Origin of the sequence: Bacillus sp. FSL K6-1003, assembly GCF_037964945.1 — a bacterium.
Classification (GTDB): domain Bacteria; phylum Bacillota; class Bacilli; order Bacillales; family Bacillaceae; genus Bacillus; species Bacillus mojavensis.
This window is the reverse complement of record NZ_CP150176.1, coordinates 2,553,937-2,573,193: the sequence shown is the minus strand read 5'-3', so window position 1 is coordinate 2,573,193 and position 19,257 is coordinate 2,553,937. Positions and strand designations below refer to the sequence as shown.

The following is a 19,257-nucleotide window of genomic DNA, read 5'->3' as shown; positions in this document are numbered from 1 at the left end:
GCAGCACTTTATGTAAGGGCAGGTGATGGCATCATGAACTTTCAACAAAAAAGGCTGCCGTCGATAGGCCATGGTTATGCATCCATGCCGCATTCCTTCAAACACGGCTATGGCAATCCATTCCGTCAGCAGAGACTGGCGAACCAGCAGCAAAGGCTGTATATGTTCCCATATCATTGGCATTAAAAAGCGGGCAGAAAACAATTTGTTTTCTGCCTTTTTTGCGGGAAAAAATGAAAATGTTCAGTTCTGTTGAAACATTTCTAAACATATTGCCGTCTAGTTCATATCTTCATTCTGTATAAGAAATGAAGCGATGTTTATTTTTTCAATATAATAAATAAACACAGGAAACCAAAAGCAGGTGTTTAAGATGCTAGAAAACAAACTTTATAAACGATCTAACCTATTGAAATTATTTTCTAGGAAATATAAGCAAACGAAAACAATTGAGCATATGATGATTGATTCTATAGACATACAAGAAAATGACAGAATTTTAGAAATTGGAACCGGAAACGGCTCTGTCTTTAAGAAAATAACGGAAAAACTTGAAAAGGGAAGCATCAAAAGCATCGATTCTTCTAAGCGAAAAGTAAGACAGATGTCCCGTGCAATCCGAAAGCAAAAGAAAACAGATCAGGGGGACATTCTCTATGGCCATCCGGAAAGGATCCCCTTTGAAGACCGTACCTTCAATAAAGTGTTTTCGTTACATACGGTTCAGACTTGTACTGATGTCAGGCTCGCATTAAGAGAGATTTATCGAGTGCTTCAAATTGACGGCCGATTTTACATCAGTATTGATAACAATGCAGAAAAAAGCGAGAAAAAATATATTCAATTGCTGCAAGATCAGCATTTTAGAGACATTTCTGTCATCGAACGTGATTCGTGTCTTTGTATAATTGCTGTTAAATAAAAAATTTCTCGGGAAATATATCCAGACTTCTGACATCTAGAGGATTGGGTATATTTTCTTAATTTTATATATTTTGCATAGCATTTATATTAAAAAAAGTTTTTTTCATATAAACTATAAACATAAGTATGGGTAAGAGGTGATTCGTGGCAGAGTGGATATCATTTATGAACAAGCGGAATGAATATTCATTCCTAATAGAAACGGAGGTTTTAAGTTTACATGGCATCCGCACTTATCAGTAAATACGATTTGATCATGAAGGCATCGCTATCGCTTTTTACGGAAAGAGGATTTGATGCCACCACCATCCCAATGATAGCAAAAAGAGCTGAAGTTGGTACAGGCACGATTTACCGCTACTTTGACAGCAAAGAAACACTCGTCAATGTTTTGTTTCAAGAAAGCATTCAGCGCTTTTCAGAAAAGGTAAAGCGCAATTATTCAGAAATGCCTGTCAGAGAGGGCTTTCGCCACATATTTTGCTGTCTCGTTCAATTTACGAAGGAGAGCGACTACTCGCTTTTTTTCCTTGAGACGAAAAAGGATGCTCACTATTTGAATGAAACAAGCAAAAAAATGATAGAAAACCTGACTCAAATGCTTGACGATTTCTTTAATAAGGGAAAAACAGAAGGAGTGATCCGCTCCTTGCCCTCCAATGTATTAATTGCGATTGTATTAGGCGCATTTCTCAAGCTGTACCAGCTAATGCAACAAGGTGATATAGAGATGAATGCTGATTTGATTTCTGAATTGGAGCAGTGCTGCTGGGACGCGATTAAACTTCATTCATTGACTTCAGAAGAATAAAGAAAGGAAGATGTTTATGAAACAGGCAAGTGCAATACCTCAGCCGAAAACATACGGACCTTTAAAAAACCTCCCGCATTTGGAAAAGGAACAGCTTTCTCAATCCTTATGGCGGATTGCTGATGAGTTAGGGCCGATTTTCCGTTTTGATTTTCCAGGTGTATCCGGCGTTTTCGTATCAGGCCATGAACTCGTTGCTGAAGTGTGTGACGAGAGCCGCTTTGACAAAAACCTTGGAAAAGGCTTGCTGAAAGTGCGTGAGTTCGGAGGAGACGGATTGTTTACAAGCTGGACGCACGAGCCGAATTGGCAGAAAGCCCATCGTATTCTGCTGCCGAGCTTCAGTCAAAAAGCAATGAAAGGCTATCATTCTATGATGCTGGATATCGCGACACAGCTGATTCAAAAATGGAGCCGGCTGAATCCGAATGAAGAAATTGACGTGGCGGACGATATGACCCGCCTGACGCTAGATACCATCGGGTTATGCGGATTTAACTATCGGTTTAACAGCTTTTACCGTGATACACAGCATCCGTTTATCACCAGCATGCTCCGGGCTTTAAAAGAGGGAATGAATCAAACAAAAAGACTGGGCCTGCAGGATAAGATGATGGTCAAAACGAGACAGCAGTTTCAAAAGGATATCGAAGTGATGAATTCGCTGGTCGACAGAATAATAGCAGAGCGAAAAGCACATCCGGATCAAAATATTAAGGATCTGTTATCGCTCATGCTTTATGCAAAAGATCCTGTAACGGGTGAGACACTGGATGATGAAAATATCAGATATCAAATCATCACATTTTTAATTGCAGGCCATGAAACAACGAGCGGCTTGCTCTCCTTTGCGATTTACTGCCTGCTTAAACATCCAGAAAAACTAAAAAAAGCTCAGGAGGAAGCCGATCGCGTGTTAACGGAAGACACGCCAGAATATAAACATATTCAGCAGCTGAAATATGTCCGGATGGTACTCAATGAAACGCTTAGGCTGTATCCGACAGCGCCTGCTTTTTCTCTTTATGCCAAGGAGGATACAGTTTTAGGCGGTGAATATCCTATCAGTAAAGGACAGCCCGTCTCCGTCTTGATCCCAAAACTTCACAGAGACCAAAACGCTTGGGGTGAAGATGCAGAAGATTTTCGTCCGGAACGGTTTGAGAACCCTGAGAATATTCCTCACCATGCGTATAAACCGTTTGGAAACGGCCAGCGCGCGTGTATCGGGATGCAGTTTGCGCTTCAAGAAGCGACAATGGTTCTCGGCCTTGTGTTAAAGCATTTTGAATTGATTAATCACACCGGTTATGAGCTCAAAATCAAAGAGGCATTAACAATTAAACCGGATAATTTTAAAATTACAGTGAAACAAAGGAAAACGGTCCAAATGAATGTTCAGAAAAAAGAACAGACTGGCACCGCGCAAGAAACGAAGGAAAACGAGTCAAAACCTAAACACGGCACACCTTTACTCGTTCTTTACGGTTCAAATCTCGGCACCGCAGAAGGCATGGCGGGTGAATTGGCTGCTTACGGGCGCCGGCTCGGCTTTACAGCGGAAACTGCATCTCTTGATGATTACATCGGAAAACTCCCTGACCAAGGTGCTGTTGTCATTGTGACTGCCTCATATAATGGAGCGCCGCCTGATAATGCTGCTGGCTTTGTCGAGTGGCTGGGAGAGCTGGAGGAAGGTCAATTAAAGGATGTTTCCTATGCGGTATTCGGCTGCGGAAACCGGAGCTGGGCCAGCACGTATCAGCGAATTCCTCGCCTTATCGATGACATGATGGCATCAAAAGGAGCATCACGTTTGACATCCATTGGGGAAGGAGATGCGGCTGACGACTTTGAAAGCCATCGCGAGTCTTGGGAGAACCGCTTTTGGAAGGAAACAATGGAAGCCTTTCATGTGAACGAAATAACAGAGAAAGAAGCGAAGCCTTCACTATCCATTACGTTTCTCAGTGAAACAACGGAGACACCGCTTGCCAAAGCGTATGGCGCGTTTGAAGGTATCGTTCTTGAAAATCGCGAACTTCAGTTAGCAAGTAGTTTGCGTTCGACTCGTCATTTAGAATTGCAGCTCCCTGATTCAAAAACGTATAAAGAAGGCGACCACATCGGAATATTGCCGAAAAACAGCCAAGAGCTGGTTCAACGGGTTCTCAATCGATTCGATTTGCAGCCGCATGCTGTGATAAAAATGAACGGAAGCCCGCATATGGCTCACCTTCCGCTGGATCGGCCAATCAGAGTTACGGAGTTATTATCATCCTACGTAGAGCTGCAGGATTCTGCTTCAAGGCTTCAGCTTCGTGAGCTGGCTTCATATACAGTATGCCCGCCTCATAAAAAAGAGCTGGAATTGCTTATATCAAGTGATGAAATGTACAAGGAACAGGTTCTGACCAAACGTGTGACCATGCTGGATCTGTTAGAGGACTATCCGGCCTGTGAAATGCCGTTTGAACGGTTTTTAGAGCTTTTACCATCACTAAAGCCGAGATATTATTCAATTTCAAGCTCACCGAAGGTCAAAGCAAATAAGGTCAGTATGACGGTAGGAGTTGTAAAGGCGACAGCTTGGAGTGGACGCGGAGAATACAAAGGCGTTGCATCCAATTATTTAGCCGGACTCCGTCAAGGTGATACGATTGCCTGTTTCATTCGGACGCCGCAATCTGGATTCCAGCTGCCATATGATCCCGAAACCCCTCTTATTATGGTGGGACCGGGCACAGGAATTGCGCCATTCAGAGGTTTCATCCAGGCCAGGTCCGTTCTGAAGAAGGAAGGAAGTGCGCTTGGCGAAGCTCATTTATACTTTGGGTGCCGCCGTCCTGATCATGACGATCTTTATAAAGAAGAGCTTGACCAGGCGGAAAACGACGGTTTGGTAACAGTCCATCGATGCTATTCACGAATGGAAGACGAGCCAAAAGTATATGTTCAGCACTTGCTAAAACAAGATGCACAGAAATTAATTTCACTGATCGAAAAAGGTGCGCACGTTTATGTATGCGGCGATGGTGCGCATATGGCTCCTGAAGTAGAGAACACTCTGCGTGCGGCTTATGAAGGTGACAAAGGAGCAAGTCAGGAAGCGTCAGCAGAATGGCTGAAGACGCTGCAAGATCAAAAACGATATGTAAAAGATGTATGGACAGGAATGTAGGTAAAAATAAATCCCGCCAGAGATGGCGGGATTACTTTAGCATGTGAAAAAAACCGGCACGATATTGAAATCTACTGAAAAGGATGTTATAGGGAGTATCGCGCCGGCCTTATTATTATTATCGTCCGAAAGATATAAAACTTTAGGTTTTTTTCTATTATTTTATATATAAATAGTTATAAAGTTATATATTTGTGTATTGGAGTTCGATTTTTTATTGACTTAATCAGGCGTTTTGCCTTCATCCTGCCGTTTGAGTTAGACTGTCTGATTGAGACCCGGCACTTGAATGCCCCACAGGTTTCAGACTGTTCGCTTCTTCAAACTAGTCAGAGGACACTCCTTGTTGATATTGACGCTCAAGATGCTTTCTGTAATGAAAATCATGAACCAGTCGAATCGTCGGTCTGATTAAAAGCAGGAAGCTGCCAACTGCAAACAGCCATATTCCTGCAGACATTAATTCATCGTAAAAGAAGAAAAAGCTGCCGATGAAAAATAAAGCGCCAATGATAAAATCATTTACTGTATAGAGAACTTTATATCGTTTTTTGAAAAATGGCTCATACCGATTTATTTGCTTTTTCATTTCATTTTCTGCATTAGCTGACACTATGATCCCCCCATTCTATATTTGCTTACCCTCACGGAAACGATAGGTAAACATAAGGTCTTCACAGCTAGAAATAAAGATCCATTAGGACCATAAATAAGTCAGCCATTTCTCAAGTTAGGCAGAGAGATTGCGAGGTTTTTAAACCTAATTATTTACATAAAGTGAAATATATTGTAATATTAATGAATCATAAACGAAAGGGGTGACAGTATGACTAACGGATCGAATATTATTATCGTATTAAGTGAAATTGAGAACGAAACGGAAGGAATAATTTTAGAATGCAGAATATAAATTTCCAATAGATTAGGTTTTATGCCTGGTCCATGTCATCAATGTGACAGGCAATCCTTTTTTAAAAGCAATTTGTGCATGCGATGGGCCTGTAACTGGAATTGATCTATCGCAAAAAAAGAGGTCCTCAGCAGGACCTCTTTTTTGCTAATCTATTTAATTGCCTGAACGATAAGAGCGGTTAAAGCTTTAGCCCCCTGAGGAACCAAGTGTACGCCGTCAGGGGTGAAATACTCCGGATGCTGGAGAGCTTCTGCATGCCAGTCAACCAACGTAATATTGTCACGCGCGTCAGCCTGCTGCCGTAAAGATTCATTCACTTTGCTTTCCCATTGTCGGGGCACACGTGTATTGACAAGATAGATATGAGCTTTTGAGAAAGATGTAAGCAATTGATCGATTTGGCTGTTTGTAAAGTAGCCGTTGGTTCCCAGCTCAATGATGACAGCTTTATTCGGCTGATTAAAAGACTTGTATTCCCGTGTCAATTCTAAAGCCTGAGACATTTGTCTTCCCACCTTCCCATCAATTGTGACATGTGAAAGTGACTGGCGAAGGCTGGAGGCGATATCAAGCATGACGGAATCCCCTATAGCTAATACTTCTTTATCAGTAGCTGCCGGCTCTTTCTGTTGCTGAGATTGCTTGTGTTTATTTTTACTAGTCTCTTGTTCATTATCTTTGTTTTGCTTTTGATCTTGATTGGAGTCTGTTGTCTTTTGTTCGGGATTGTTTTCACTGTCTTCATTGGCTTCAGCTTTCTTTCTATCCTCAGAAGCCTGGCTGGTATCACCGTTTGTTTCTTGTGAGCTATACGTCCATTTGGTGGGGTGCTTTTGCTCCCCGGCTAGCCCAGACAGCCCTCCCGCAAAAATAAGTGTAGCGAGAATGATGAGACCAATTGACATTTTGCTGACGACAGATGTCGTTTTCCATTCTCTGATTCTATGGATAAAAATACGGCGAAAAAACGATCTAAATCCCTGTGTCCGTATAGGCTTCTCGATAAAATGATAGGAAAGCTCGGCGAGTATAAATGTAGCGATGATCTTTAGCACGATATGCCATAAAACAGGGTTTCCGATTTCTTGAACTGGCGTGCTTAACACAATAACAGGGTAGTGCCAAAGATAAATACCGTATGACCTTGTTCCAAGCCAACGAAGAGGCCTCCATGAAAGCAGAATGCCCAAAAAGCTGCTAGGGTGGGATACACATGCAATAAGGACTGCTGCGGTAGTGCTTATTAAAAACATTCCGCCTCTGTAAAGAAAAGGTTCGTATTCATCTGTAAAATAGACACACAATACTAAAACACAAAACGCCGAAAGTTCTGTGACATGCAAAAGGCGCTTCAGTTTGTTTGACAGCCTGTTTGAAGACAGTCTTTTCATCGGCCATATTAGAGCCATAGCACACCCTATGAGAAGTTCAAACGAACGAGTATCTGTGCCGTAGTACACGCGACTCGGATCTCCGCCGGGTTCATACAATACGCTCATCATCACGGCTGAAAAGAGCGCAAGCAATGACACCGCCGCCGCCAGTTTAGCACGGTTTTTAAATATGTACATCCCAGCAACCAAGAACATCGGCCATACCATATAAAATTGCTCTTCAATGGCCAATGACCAAAGATTTTTAAGCGGTGACGGGGAGCCGAAGCTATCAAAATACGAGAGTTTATGAAAAATAAACCACCAATTACTCATGTAAAAGAGAGAAGAGAGGGCATCTCCGCGTACAGTGTGCAATAGTTCCCGGTTGCACACGACGACCCAAATAACAGCAGAAATGATCATAAAATATGCCGCTGGCAGAAGCCGCCGCATTCGGCGCACCCAAAAGTCCCGAAAATCAAGGCTGATATCATTTCCATGTGCCGGTAATATGATAGAAGTAATTAAATAGCCTGATAATACAAAAAAGATATCAACTCCAATGAAGCCTCCGTTAGCCCAATTGAAGTTTAGATGATAAGCGATAACTGCCAGGACGGCAAAGGCCCGAAGGCCATCGAGTCCAGTGATGTAGCGGTGATGTTGTGTCTTGTGATACATGGTATTCCTCCAATAATGTGCAGATATTCTTGTTGCTTTGGCTGCGAGATTACGCCTTCTTGATAGTTGTCAGGTCCCTTTGCGAAAGGGAAAACTCCCATGCCAGAGGATGACATGGATGTTTTTCTGTTATCGAACATAACGTTCTCCCATGAGCAGATTTGAGATGACACTGGTCGGAATTTTAAACTCTGTAACGCCCATATAGCCGGGTGCAACTTCATATTCATCAAATGAAATCACAAGTTTATGGTCTTCTGTAATATAAAACGTTTGATCAGGCTGAATGTGTTTGAATGGTTCTGCAATCTCGTCAGTGACCCAATAGATTTTATTTGGATCTTCCTTCATTTGCTGTTTCATTTGTTCTTTGATGTTTTGGCTGATGACTTTGATATAGCGGTCATCTTTAAATAAGCTTTTTAAGGTAAGTAAGATATCGTTCTTTTTGTCAATTGTGATATAACGGCTTTGTGTGTAAGATGATGCTTGTGTTTTTTCAATATCACGCCGAATAGAAATTAAATCTGGCGTATCTGTTACTGTCTCGTAATCACTGTAGATGCTGAGATGTCCTTTTTTGTTTTTGGATGTGGACTGTATAAATTCTTTGTATAGCTTCTTGCTTTCTTTCAAATATTTCTGGTTGATGCTGTTTTCAAGCTCTTTATTAGAAAGTCCCGACAGAGCAGGCGTTTTGACATCGATGCTTGATTGATCTTTCTCTTCTTTGATCTCAATAAAAGTGATGGCTTTGACGATCTTGCCGATGACAGGGATTTTTGACATAGCTTGAGCTGCATCTGGGTTGATGTTGACAAGTGCAGTGAATAAAATAGCTGCCGCGACAGCTGCTGATGTCGGCCACATGACGATTCTTTTCTTTTTTGGTTTTTGCTGAAGGGCTTTTTCGACAATGATATCCAGTTCTTTAGGAATCTGAACATTTTTATATTCTTCTTTTAATTGCTGTAATCTCTTATCCATTAAGAAAGATCCTCCTTCGTCAACTGAATGCGCATCAGCTTCAATGCTCTGTAAAGGCGCGTTTTGACGGTATTCAAGTTTTCCCCTGTAATTTCCGCAATTTCTTCTAGTTTGAGGTCTTCAAAAAAACGCAAAATAATAATTGTTTTATAGTGGGACGGCAATTCGTCGAGCGCTTCATGAAGATCAGTGTCCTTATAGTGATCTTTCTTTCCTGAGCTTAAAAACTCTATCGTTTCGTCATCCATCACCTTTACCTTTTTTTGTTTTCGCAAAAAATCAATAGCTGTACGAACTAAAATTTTATAAAACCAGCTTTTTATTGTCTCAGGGTTTCTGACCGTTTCAACTGAGCTGAGCGCTTTTTTTATAGATTCCTGAATAATATCTAACGCGTCATCTTGATTTTTCACATAACTGAAGGCTAACCTGTAGAAATCTTGCTTATGGTCAGTTATACACGTGACAAGCAACGCTTTTGTTGTTTGTTTTTTCTTCATTGCAATAAAGGGCTCCTTTTCGAATATACGTATATCGTTGGATGGTACCTAGGATAGACGAGGCAGTTTAAAAAATAGTTTGCGCAGATATCATTTTTTTAAAAATGATCAGGAGCGGGAGGGGAGGATCAATTGCTTAAAAATAAACGGAAAAGATCCTTTTAATTGGTGAGTGCATAAAAAAACATGGCTTGTGGAGACGAGCCATGTTTTTTGGTTACATAATATACAGTTCTATTCCAAGTAATGTTTTTTAAAATCTGAGTGGATTGAAAATTTGCGGCGTAACTGGATGAGGTTTTTTCCAAAACTATCTTCTAAAAGCCCTCTATGCTTCTTCATAATTTCCATGAGATACAGATCATGAATGATTACTTCTGTAATAGGCATGACTAACCCTACATGCATTGTCCATGCAGCGCGGCTATCGTTCCCAAGAGAGACAATACCTGCTACAACTTCTGAATCATCTCCGCTATAAACAAGCCACCGTCCGTCATACTCTTCTGTAATTTCACTGCTCATATCATGAAGATAAACATTAGCAAAATCAGATGCGATCTCTCCGTACGCAATAATAGTGACGATGACACCTTTATTTGCCGCCTGTTTAAGTTCTGATTCCACTTCTTTAAAATCCTCTTTCCATATTTCTAAGAGGATTCTTTTTTTTGCTGATGATATACAAGCCTTCACCTTTTCAAGAATTTCATTGCGGCCGGTGATATTCCAGATATTTTCCCGGTCATTTGCGGTCTGCTCAAATTTTTCAAAGTATTTTTCAGCCTGGTCAAAATTCTCTTCCGCTTTACGCCGGCGGTTTTTAACCAGTTCTTTAGCGGGTACGGGGACATACTGGGGCGTATTTCCGTGACTTACAAAAATATCTCCCCTTAAGACAAGGCTTTCCAAGACTTCATATATTTTTGAACGAGGCACGCCGGAATTTTTGGCTACCGCATAGCCTGTTAAAGGCGATTCTTGCAATAAGGCCAGATAAGCTTTTGATTCATATTCGGTAAAATTGAGGTTTTTTAAAATGTCTAATATATTCTCCTTCATACATCCTCCAATATAAAAAGCAGTCGCTGCCTTTGTAATCGCTATTTTAACAAACCATATTGATTTTTTCCAAACGTATTGATACACTTTTTATAAGGAGTTACTTTTGTAGTCACTATGTATTAGGGGATTCATTTAAAGGGGGAAAGAACATGCACAGCTTACTCGCATACATACCAATAGCTGCTATGATGGTTATCATTCCAGGAGCAGATACGATGCTTGTTATGAAAAATACCCTTAGGTATGGCGCAAAGGCTGGCCGTTATAATATTCTCGGATTGGCAACGGGACTTTCTTTTTGGACGGTTATTGCCATTCTAGGTTTATCAATGGTTATAGCCAAGTCGGTGATTCTTTTCACAACGATCAAATATTTGGGAGCAGCATACTTAATTTATTTAGGGATAAAAAGTTTTTTTGCAAAGAATATGTTCTCTTTAGACGACATGCAAGCCCAAGCAAAAACCGCAGCAATTTCTCCGAAACGACACTATAAATCTTCCTTTATGCAAGGGTCTCTTAGCAACATTCTCAATCCCAAAACGGTATTGGTCTATGTCACGATCATGCCCCAGTTCATCAATCTGAAGGGAAATGTAAACCAGCAGCTTATTATATTAGCTTCGATTCTCACCCTTTTAGCGGTGTTATGGTTCCTCTTTCTCGTTTATATAATTGATTACGCAAAAAAATGGATGAAAAATCCCAAGTTCCAGAAAGCTTTTCAAAAAATAACGGGGATCATGCTAGTTGGGTTTGGTATCAAAACTGGTTTGAGTTGATGAGCGGCCATTTATACGGAGTCTATGGATAAATAAGGATTCTTTATTTTCCTCATAAGTGTATTGGTAGATATTCGTATGGAAAAACATCATGTCACTAACTGAGCGGGATCATAAAACAAGCAATATCCTATTGTTAGCAGAAAATATATAGAAGGCCCTTTAGTTTCTGCAGTTTACCTGATACATTGATTTCTATAAGGACAATAAGCTTTTTAGTGCCTCGCAAGCACACAAAAAAGACAAGGGATCATAACTCCCTTGTCTTTTTTATGATATTCACTTAGTATTACGAACTTTATACGCAATCATCAATAAGAGAAACCAAACTGGAGTGACAAATAGAGAAACACGCGTATCTTTCGCGAGTGCCAGCACCACCAGGATGAACACTAGAAAAGCCAGTGTTACGTAATTGGATAATGGAAAAAGCGGCATTTTAAATGTATTCACCTTTGCGACATCTGGTCTTGTTTTCCGATATTTCAAATGGCAAATCACAATAATGCCCCAAATAAAGATGAAGCAGATAGTAGAAACACTTGTGATAAGCGTAAAGACTTGCTCTGGCATTATATAGTTCAGAATAACACCAATCAGAATAGCAATGGCTGAAAAGAACAAGGCATTGCTTGGTACATTTGAGGCAGTCAGCTTTTGCAATGGTTCAGGTGCATGATGATCCTTGGCAAGCGAGTATACCATCCGGCTTGTACTAAATAGAGCACTATTGCCAGCTGAAGCAGCAGATGTCAGTACAACAAAATTTATGATGCTGGCGGCTGCTATGATACCGACCGCTGAGAATACTTGAACAAATGGGCTTTCAGCAGGATTGATGATATTCCATGGATAAATACTCATAATCACAAGAAGAGCGCCAATATAAAAAAGTAAAATCCGAATAGGAATATTGTTAATGGCTTTAGGAATTACTTTTTCTGGGTTTTCTGCTTCGCCTGCAGTAAGCCCCACAAGTTCAATGCCCGTAAACGCAAACACGACCATCTGGAATGAGAGAATAAATCCATGTAAACCATTTGGAAACATGCCGCCGTGACTCCAAAGATTCGTGAAGGCGGCTGTGCTTGACTGTGTGGAAAATCCTTTTATGATCAAGACAATACCGATAACAATCAGTGCCAGTATTGCGATGATTTTGATTAACGCGAACCAGAACTCCAATTCTCCAAAAAGTTTGACAGTCGCGAGATTCATAATGAGCAACATCACAAGCGCAATGAACCCTGGCATCCATTGGGGTACATCAGGAAACCAATATTGGGTATAAAGTCCGACAGCTGTTAAATCAGCCATAGCAAGTGAGATCCAGCAAAACCAGTATGTCCAGCCAGTAATAAATGCTGCCATATTTCCTAAATAATCTCTTACAAAATCAACAAAAGAGTGATACCCCGCGTTAGATAGGAGCAGCTCTCCCAGTGAACGCATAATGAAAAAGAGAAATACACCCGTGATCATGTAAGCAAATAAAATAGAGGGGCCTGAAAAATGTATTGATTTCCCTGATCCTAGGAATAAACCAGTTCCGATTGCCCCCCCAATCGCTATGAGTTGTATGTGCCTGTTTTTAAGGCCTCTGGACAATTTTCGTTTGTGCAGAGAATGGTCCATAGTGGAATCGTCCGTCACTTTATGTTTTCCTCCAATAAAAAATATAAGTTATCTTGGTTGTTTAGGTATCATAGCTTCCTAAATTTTTTTATCTATCATTATAACAGGAAACGTAAATTAAATTAAATTTTATTGATTTTTTTAATTAAATGTAACTAACTTATTATCTTTCTTTTCTATTTTTATAAGGTGTCATATCCATCAGGAGGTGTAAAGGGTTTCTTTTCTACCGCTCTCATATATATCCCACTATTTTTTTTTATTAAAATAATAATGTGAGAAGAAGATAACTAGTTAACATTCAGTCAAGATAAGAGATTGAGTTTTTGGGTTGTTTGTCCTGATCTATAAGATGCATTTACCGCAGTATCGGAATTTTGTCATCAATATGTTCCCGAAGAGTGATAAACTGTTTACGAATTATTACTTTTGAAGGGGGACAACCTGAGTAAATCATAGATCAAAAACACCAAAAATAGAAAGGGCGTCTGTTCGTAATTATTTTTAATTGGTGCAATCTAGTGAGACAGGATGCTGATTGTTTCCTGCATATCAAAACATTTAACGGAATATTCAAAAAGAAAGGATCCATGTGAATGCAAGGTCTTAAATGAGATAAGATTCCCTCAGTACAAGGCATAAAAACTGATGTCCGTTTTTTCCATTTTGACTAATAAGGACAAAGGATGATATAGATGAAAAGGATTGATAAAATATACCGCCAGCTGCTGCAAAATTTTCATAAGACTGACGTACATCATCTTCTAAACGTGCAGGGAAATTCAGCAAAGGAAATTGCTCAGCAATTAAAGATAGACCGGTCCAATGTCAGTTTTGAATTAAACAATCTCGTGCGGTCCAAAAAGGTGATAAAGATTAAAACGTTCCCCGTGCGCTACATTCCGGTGGAAGTAGTGGAGAAAGCATTCAACAAAAAATGGGATACAGAGATAATGGAAGTTAAAGAGCTGAAGCAGTTTTCTGAAAACCCAAAAAAGATACATCAAAACATTTCTATGAATCCTTTAGAACTTATGATTGGAGCAAAAGGGAGTTTGAAGAAAGCAATTTCTCAAGCAAAAGCAGCTGTCTTTTATCCTCCACACGGTCTGCACATGCTCCTCTTAGGGCCAACAGGCTCCGGTAAATCCCTTTTTGCGAACCGAATTTATCAGTTTGCGACTTATTCTGACATTTTGAAGCCTGGTTCTCCGTTCATCACATTTAATTGTGCAGATTACTATAACAATCCTCAATTATTACTCTCTCAATTATTTGGTCATAAGAAAGGAGCATATACTGGCGCGAACGAAGATAAAGCCGGTTTAGTTGAGCAGGCCGACGGGGGCATTCTGTTTATGGATGAAATCCATCGTCTTCCGCCTGAGGGACAAGAAATGCTGTTTTATTTCATTGACAGCGGATCTTATAACCGCCTTGGAGAAACTGAGCATAAACGAACATCGAAAGTATTATTTATTTGCGCAACTACCGAAAATCCTAATTCTGCCTTATTAAAAACATTTTTGCGAAGAATTCCAATGACGATTCATATTCCATCGCTGGAAGAACGATCTCTTAAAGAAAGAGTTGATCTGACAACGTTTTTATTGGGAAAAGAAGCAGAGCGTATCAAGAAGAATCTAAGTGTGCATATCGATGTATATAATGCATTGATTCATTCTGCGAAATTTGGAAATGTGGGACAGCTGAAATCAAATGTACAATTAGTTTGTGCACATGGATTTTTACATAATCTTGACAGAGATGAAGTTGTGGAACTAACCGTTCGGGATCTCCCGGATGAAATCAAGCAAGATTGGATGTCAAGCAGCAAAAACATGAAAAGAAGCAGAACGATTTCTGAATATGTCAATATCACTACCATCATATCCCCGATAGTAGAAGATGAAACAACAAAAATTGATGATGATCTATCATTTAATTTGTATCATTTGATAGAAAAAAAGGTCGAAGTGTTAAACAAAGAAGGTTTGTCCAAAAAGGAAATAAACCAATATATTTTAACGGATATTCATTTGCATGTCAGAAGCTTTTTTAACCAAAGGGCTTTTCGAAATGACAACCTGCTGACATTTGTTGAGGACGACGTGATTCAAATGACGAAGCAATTAAAAGAAGTAGCAGAAGATGAATTAAATTGCACATTTGACCGTAAATTTATTTATTTCTTAAGTATGCATATCGATTCATTTTTAAAACGCGGTAAGCAAATTGATGTTTTAAATGCGCAGGAAACAGATGAAATCCGTGATACACATGTGAAAGAGTATGAGGTGGCGCTCATATTTAAAGACAAAATTCAGGAACACTTCAGAGTAACCGTCCCGGAAATAGAAGTCATCTACTTAACGATGCTGATTCATTCCATCAAAACGTTAAAAGAAAACAAAAGAGTTGGAATTGTGGTTGCCGCACATGGAAATAGCATGGCGAGTTCAATGGTTGAAGTAGCGACGGAGCTTTTAGGGAGCACCCCAATTGCGGCCGTCGATATGCCTCTTTCTGTTTCACCTGCGGAAATCATGGAACGCTTAGCGGAGAAAATGAAGCAGGTAGATGAAGGTGAAGGTGTTTTAATGCTTGTTGACATGGGGTCACTTGCAATGCTGGAAAGCAAGCTTGAAGAAAAAACAGGCATCAAAATCAAAACAATCAGCAATGTCACGACCTCAATGGTGCTGGACGCCGTCAGAAAGGTGAACTATCTGAATTTACATTTACATGCCATATATGATTCGGTCACAAAGGATTTTATTGAGTTATGGGATCGGCAGCCTGCCGCCTCACCAGGCAAAAAGAGGGCGTTGGTTTCGATCTGCACAACAGGCAGCGGAACGGCGAAAAAGCTGGAAGACATCTTAACAACAATCGTAAACAAGGCCTCTGATGCACCTATCCACATATTGACCGTATCATCGATTAAATTGGCAAACAGCATTAAAGAAATCGAAAAAGAGTATGAGATCCTTGCGACAGTAGGAACAAAAGATCCTAAAATCAATGCTCCGCATGTATCCTTGGAGGTCTTAATTGAAGGTGAAGGAGAGAAGATGATCCAACAGGCGATCACAAAAGGCACCATCCCGATGAGTAATGGATTATCGGGCACAAACATCATTGTACGGGAGCTTTGCGAGGATAGTTTGAAAAAGTATCTGGTTTTTTTGAACCCCCATCACATTATAGATATCTTATTAGAGTGGCTTCAAACCATTCAAGACGAGCTAGGCATCATTTTTAATAACACAGTGATGATTAAAGTGATTATGCATACGGCTTTTGCCTTTGAAAGGGTGATTAAACAGAATCCGATTGCCTTTTCCGAAGAAGACGAAATAACCGATCAGCTGAAAGAGATTTTTGAGGTGACAGAGCGAACATTAATCCCTTATGAAGAAAAATTAGGGCTGAACATAAGCGATGATGAAAAATTATATATAGCCGCCATTTTTGCTGAAGAAGTATATGGCCACATGTGTTAAAAGCGGTTTTTTTACGTAAACCTGTATTAAATGGAACGCCATTTTAATACAGGTTTATTTTTGTATCCACAAGTGTTTCAATCAGCTTTCTTTATGTGCTGTAAAACAAATGAAAACGCTTAACACAGCTTCTTTGGCACGATACTTGCATTATAAATGGGTGTATGAAAAAGGAAAGGAGCAAACGTGTTATGATTTCAGTCATTATTAGCGGGCATGGGGACTTTCCCATAGCATTAAAAGAGTCTTCAGGCATGATATTCGGGGAAGAAAATCATTTGATAGCGGTTCCGTTTTTTAAAGGAGAGGGCATCCAAACGCTGCAAGAAAAATATCATCAGACGCTTCAGGATATACCGAAAGAAAATGAGGTGCTTTTTTTAGTTGATATTTTTGGAGGTACACCGTATAACGCAGCTGCTTCCTTTATCGTTAAGGATCAAAGGATGGATATGGCTGCCGGCATTAACCTGCCGATCGTACTGGAGGTATTAAGCCTAAGAGAACACATGAAACTCAAAGAATTGCTGAATCACTTAAAAAAAATGAGCCAGCAAAGCTTCCAAGTTTGCAGTGAACATTTAGAAAAAGTGAAAACAGTCAGCGAAGAAAAAAGAGAGGATGAACTATGATGAACATTACATTGGCAAGAATTGATGACCGCTTTATTCACGGACAAATCCTGACAAGATGGATTAAAGTCCATGCAGCAGACCGAATCATCGTGGTGTCAGCTGATGTTGCGCAGGATGAAATGAGAAAAACCCTGATCCTTTCGGTTGCTCCTTCCAATGTAAAGGCGAGTGCCGTATCAGTTTCTAAAATGGCAAAGGCGTTTCATAGTCCGCGCTACGAAGGGGTAACGGCGATGCTCTTGTTTGAAAACCCATCCGATGTTGTATCTCTCATAGAAGCAGGCGTCCCTATCAAAACCGTAAATGTCGGAGGTATGCGTTTTGAGAATAATCGCCGGCAAATCACCAAATCAGTCAGCGTAACGGAAAAGGATATAGAGGCGTTTGAATTATTAAATGAATTAGGCGTCACACTGGAATTGAGGCAGTTGCCTTCTGATGCCAGCGAAGACTTTTTGGAGATTTTAAGAAATGTAACAAAATCATCAAGGGGATGAGATGATGACGTCAATACAAATTATTTTGTTGTTACTCATTGCAGCCATTACAGGTATAGCAAGTGTATTGGATGAAGGACAAACACACCGTCCGCTGATTGCCTGCACGTTGGTTGGCCTGGTGCTGGGTGATCTGAAAACAGGAATTATCTTAGGAGGAACGCTGGAGTTGATGGCGCTGGGCTGGATGAATGTCGGCCTTGCCATGGCACCGGATACAGCTATTGCCTCTGTGATTTCAACCATTTTGGTGATTACCGCTGATCAAGGCATTGGTGAAGGCATTGCCGTCGCTGTTGCTTTGGCAGCTGCAGGTCAAGCGCTTACTATTTTTGTCCGAACAATTACTGTCTTTTTCATTCACCGTGCTGATAAATATGCGAGGGAGGGAAATATCAAAGGAATTGAAATTATGCATATTACCGCTATGGTGTTTCAAGCGCTGCGTGTCATGATACCGACTTTGATTGTGGCCTTAATCAGTGTGAGCGCTGTTCAGGCGTTCTTGGGAAATATTCCGGAAGTCATTACCAAAGGGTTGCAAATAGGCGGAGGCATCATTGTTGTTGTGGGGTATGCCATGGTGATCAATATGATGAATATCCCTTATCTGAAGCCGTTTTTCTATATTGGTTTTTTGTTGGCAGCGTTTACCGATTTCAATTTAGTAGGGTTTGGCGCTCTCGGCCTTTGTCTGGCACTTTTATATCAGCAGGTTATGCAAAAACATAGCGCACACGGAGCAGTCGCCGCAGCCGCAGACGGCAGCAATGCCGCTGTCTATGATGATGATGATCTTGATGCATAAAGAACGAGGGGGGATGAAAAATGGAGAAAGAAAAAAGATTAACGAAAAAAGACATTTTCAGTATGTTTATCCGTTCGAATTTCTTGCTCGGCTCATTTAACTTTGAACGAGTGCAGGCAATGGGATATTGCTATGTGATGATACCGGCGATCAAAAAATTGTACGGTCCGGGAGCGAAAAGAAACGCAGCATTGCAGCGGCACTTGGAATGGTTTAATACACATCCGTGGCTGTCCGCACCCATATTTGGGGTGACAGCTGCCATGGAAGAAGAAATGGCAAACAATAAAGGAATTGACGGGAAAGCAATAAGCGGGATGAAAATCGGTTTAATGGGTCCGATAGCGGGTGTGGGTGACCCTATTTTCTGGGGAACCGTACGTCCCGTATTGGCTGCTTTAGGGGCTTCTCTTGCTTTAGGCGGAAACATTGCCGGTCCTCTGCTGTTCTTTTTTCTGTTGAATGCCATCAGATTAACCACAAAATATTACGGTTTAAAGTACGGCTATGTAAAAGGGATGGAGATTTTGCAGGATTTAGCAGGGAATCGTATTCAAAAACTGACAGAAGGTGCATCCATCCTCGGGTTATTTGTGATGGGAGCTTTGGTCTCCAAGTGGACCACCATCAACATCCCAATCGTTGTTTCAAGAATTAAAGATGATAACGGAAAAGTTGACGTTCAAACCGTGCAAAATATTTTAGACAGCATTATGCCGGGGGTGCTGCCTTTAGGATTGACTTTATTAGTGGCATGGATGCTGCGAAAAGGAGTAAATCCGCTCCTTATTATTGTTGGCATATTTGTGATCGGTATTCTTGGCTATTGGGCTGGATTTCTGGCATAAGCGCTAACAGGTAAAAAGGGGAGAACCTGCAGTCTTTCTCATAACCTCTTCATCATTTAATACAGCTTTTATCACGGATCCACTCGTGCAGTTGTCTCTCTTGAATGT

Annotated in this window: 16 protein-coding genes; 10 read left to right on the top strand and 6 right to left on the bottom strand. The window is 40.6% G+C overall.

What is annotated here, in order from left to right; all coding sequences use genetic code 11:
• The first annotated feature begins 30 nt into the window (after nucleotides 1-30).
• The 4 genes from NSU16_RS13215 (at nucleotide 31) to cypB (ending at nucleotide 4,916) form a co-directional block, all read left to right on the top strand.
• Nucleotides 31-186, top strand: a complete 156-nt coding sequence (locus NSU16_RS13215) for a hypothetical protein (protein ID WP_339192693.1) — start codon at nucleotides 31-33, stop codon at nucleotides 184-186.
• Nucleotides 187-364: 178 nt separating this feature from the next.
• Complete coding sequence (locus NSU16_RS13210; RefSeq protein WP_339191125.1) at nucleotides 365-922, top strand: methyltransferase domain-containing protein; 558 nt, start codon at nucleotides 365-367, stop codon at nucleotides 920-922.
• Nucleotides 923-1,144: 222 nt separating this feature from the next.
• The gene (locus NSU16_RS13205) at nucleotides 1,145-1,735 is read left to right on the top strand and encodes a TetR/AcrR family transcriptional regulator (RefSeq protein ID WP_339191123.1); all 591 of its coding nucleotides are present in this window, start codon (nucleotides 1,145-1,147) and stop codon (nucleotides 1,733-1,735) included.
• Between the two features lie 16 nt (nucleotides 1,736-1,751).
• Nucleotides 1,752-4,916 (top strand): bifunctional cytochrome P450/NADPH--P450 reductase CypB, encoded by a 3,165-nt coding sequence (cypB, locus tag NSU16_RS13200; protein WP_339191121.1) that lies wholly within the window; start codon nucleotides 1,752-1,754, stop codon nucleotides 4,914-4,916.
• Between the two features lie 325 nt (nucleotides 4,917-5,241).
• On the opposite strand, the gene NSU16_RS13195 is transcribed toward cypB, so the two are convergent.
• The 5 genes from NSU16_RS13195 to NSU16_RS13175 all read right to left on the bottom strand — a co-directional run bounded on the left by NSU16_RS13195 (nucleotide 5,242) and on the right by NSU16_RS13175 (nucleotide 10,435).
• Entirely contained in the window at nucleotides 5,242-5,529 is a 288-nt protein-coding gene (locus NSU16_RS13195; protein ID WP_010335082.1) for a YrhK family protein, read from the bottom strand.
• Nucleotides 5,530-5,978: 449 nt separating this feature from the next.
• A complete protein-coding gene (locus tag NSU16_RS13190; protein WP_339191119.1) occupies nucleotides 5,979-7,886 on the bottom strand; it encodes an acyltransferase family protein in 1,908 nt (635 codons plus the stop codon).
• 129 nt (nucleotides 7,887-8,015) lie between these two features.
• Nucleotides 8,016-8,873, bottom strand: a complete 858-nt coding sequence (gene rsiV / locus NSU16_RS13185) for an anti-sigma-V factor RsiV (RefSeq protein ID WP_229146698.1) — start codon at nucleotides 8,871-8,873, stop codon at nucleotides 8,016-8,018.
• Nucleotides 8,873-9,373: an RNA polymerase sigma factor SigV gene (gene sigV / locus NSU16_RS13180; RefSeq protein ID WP_010335079.1), complete on the bottom strand. Its 501-nt coding sequence runs from the start codon at nucleotides 9,371-9,373 to the stop codon at nucleotides 8,873-8,875. The genes rsiV and sigV overlap by 1 nt, the downstream gene beginning before the upstream one ends.
• 234 nt (nucleotides 9,374-9,607) lie before the next feature.
• The gene (locus tag NSU16_RS13175) at nucleotides 9,608-10,435 is read right to left on the bottom strand and encodes a TrmB family transcriptional regulator (RefSeq protein WP_339191116.1); all 828 of its coding nucleotides are present in this window, start codon (nucleotides 10,433-10,435) and stop codon (nucleotides 9,608-9,610) included.
• A gap of 152 nt (nucleotides 10,436-10,587) precedes the next feature.
• Between NSU16_RS13175 and NSU16_RS13170 the strand changes: the two genes are divergently transcribed.
• Nucleotides 10,588-11,220: a LysE family transporter gene (locus NSU16_RS13170; RefSeq protein ID WP_268445749.1), complete on the top strand. Its 633-nt coding sequence runs from the start codon at nucleotides 10,588-10,590 to the stop codon at nucleotides 11,218-11,220.
• Between the two features lie 279 nt (nucleotides 11,221-11,499).
• Here the strand turns inward: NSU16_RS13170 and NSU16_RS13165 are convergent, their stop codons facing one another.
• On the bottom strand, nucleotides 11,500-12,873 hold the full coding sequence (locus NSU16_RS13165; protein ID WP_229146701.1) for an amino acid permease: 1,374 nt from the start codon (nucleotides 12,871-12,873) through the stop codon (nucleotides 11,500-11,502).
• A 677-nt stretch (nucleotides 12,874-13,550) separates the two neighbouring features.
• On the opposite strand from NSU16_RS13165, the gene NSU16_RS13160 reads away from it, so the two are divergent.
• The 5 genes from NSU16_RS13160 to levG all read left to right on the top strand — a co-directional run bounded on the left by NSU16_RS13160 (nucleotide 13,551) and on the right by levG (nucleotide 19,149).
• Nucleotides 13,551-16,361 carry a sigma 54-interacting transcriptional regulator gene (locus NSU16_RS13160; RefSeq protein WP_339191113.1) on the top strand — a complete coding sequence of 937 codons (2,811 nt, stop codon included), beginning with the start codon at nucleotides 13,551-13,553 and terminating at the stop codon, nucleotides 16,359-16,361.
• Between the two features lie 191 nt (nucleotides 16,362-16,552).
• The gene (gene levD / locus NSU16_RS13155; protein ID WP_326203133.1) at nucleotides 16,553-16,993 is read left to right on the top strand and encodes a PTS fructose transporter subunit IIA; all 441 of its coding nucleotides are present in this window, start codon (nucleotides 16,553-16,555) and stop codon (nucleotides 16,991-16,993) included.
• The gene (locus NSU16_RS13150; protein ID WP_339192692.1) at nucleotides 16,993-17,493 is read left to right on the top strand and encodes a mannose/fructose/sorbose PTS transporter subunit IIB; all 501 of its coding nucleotides are present in this window, start codon (nucleotides 16,993-16,995) and stop codon (nucleotides 17,491-17,493) included. The genes levD and NSU16_RS13150 overlap by 1 nt, the downstream gene beginning before the upstream one ends.
• Nucleotides 17,494-17,497: 4 nt before the next feature.
• Nucleotides 17,498-18,301: a PTS fructose transporter subunit IIC gene (levF, locus tag NSU16_RS13145; protein ID WP_339192691.1), complete on the top strand. Its 804-nt coding sequence runs from the start codon at nucleotides 17,498-17,500 to the stop codon at nucleotides 18,299-18,301.
• A gap of 20 nt (nucleotides 18,302-18,321) precedes the next feature.
• Nucleotides 18,322-19,149 (top strand): PTS fructose transporter subunit IID, encoded by an 828-nt coding sequence (gene levG, locus NSU16_RS13140; protein WP_024122268.1) that lies wholly within the window; start codon nucleotides 18,322-18,324, stop codon nucleotides 19,147-19,149.
• Nucleotides 19,150-19,257 lie beyond the last annotated feature (108 nt).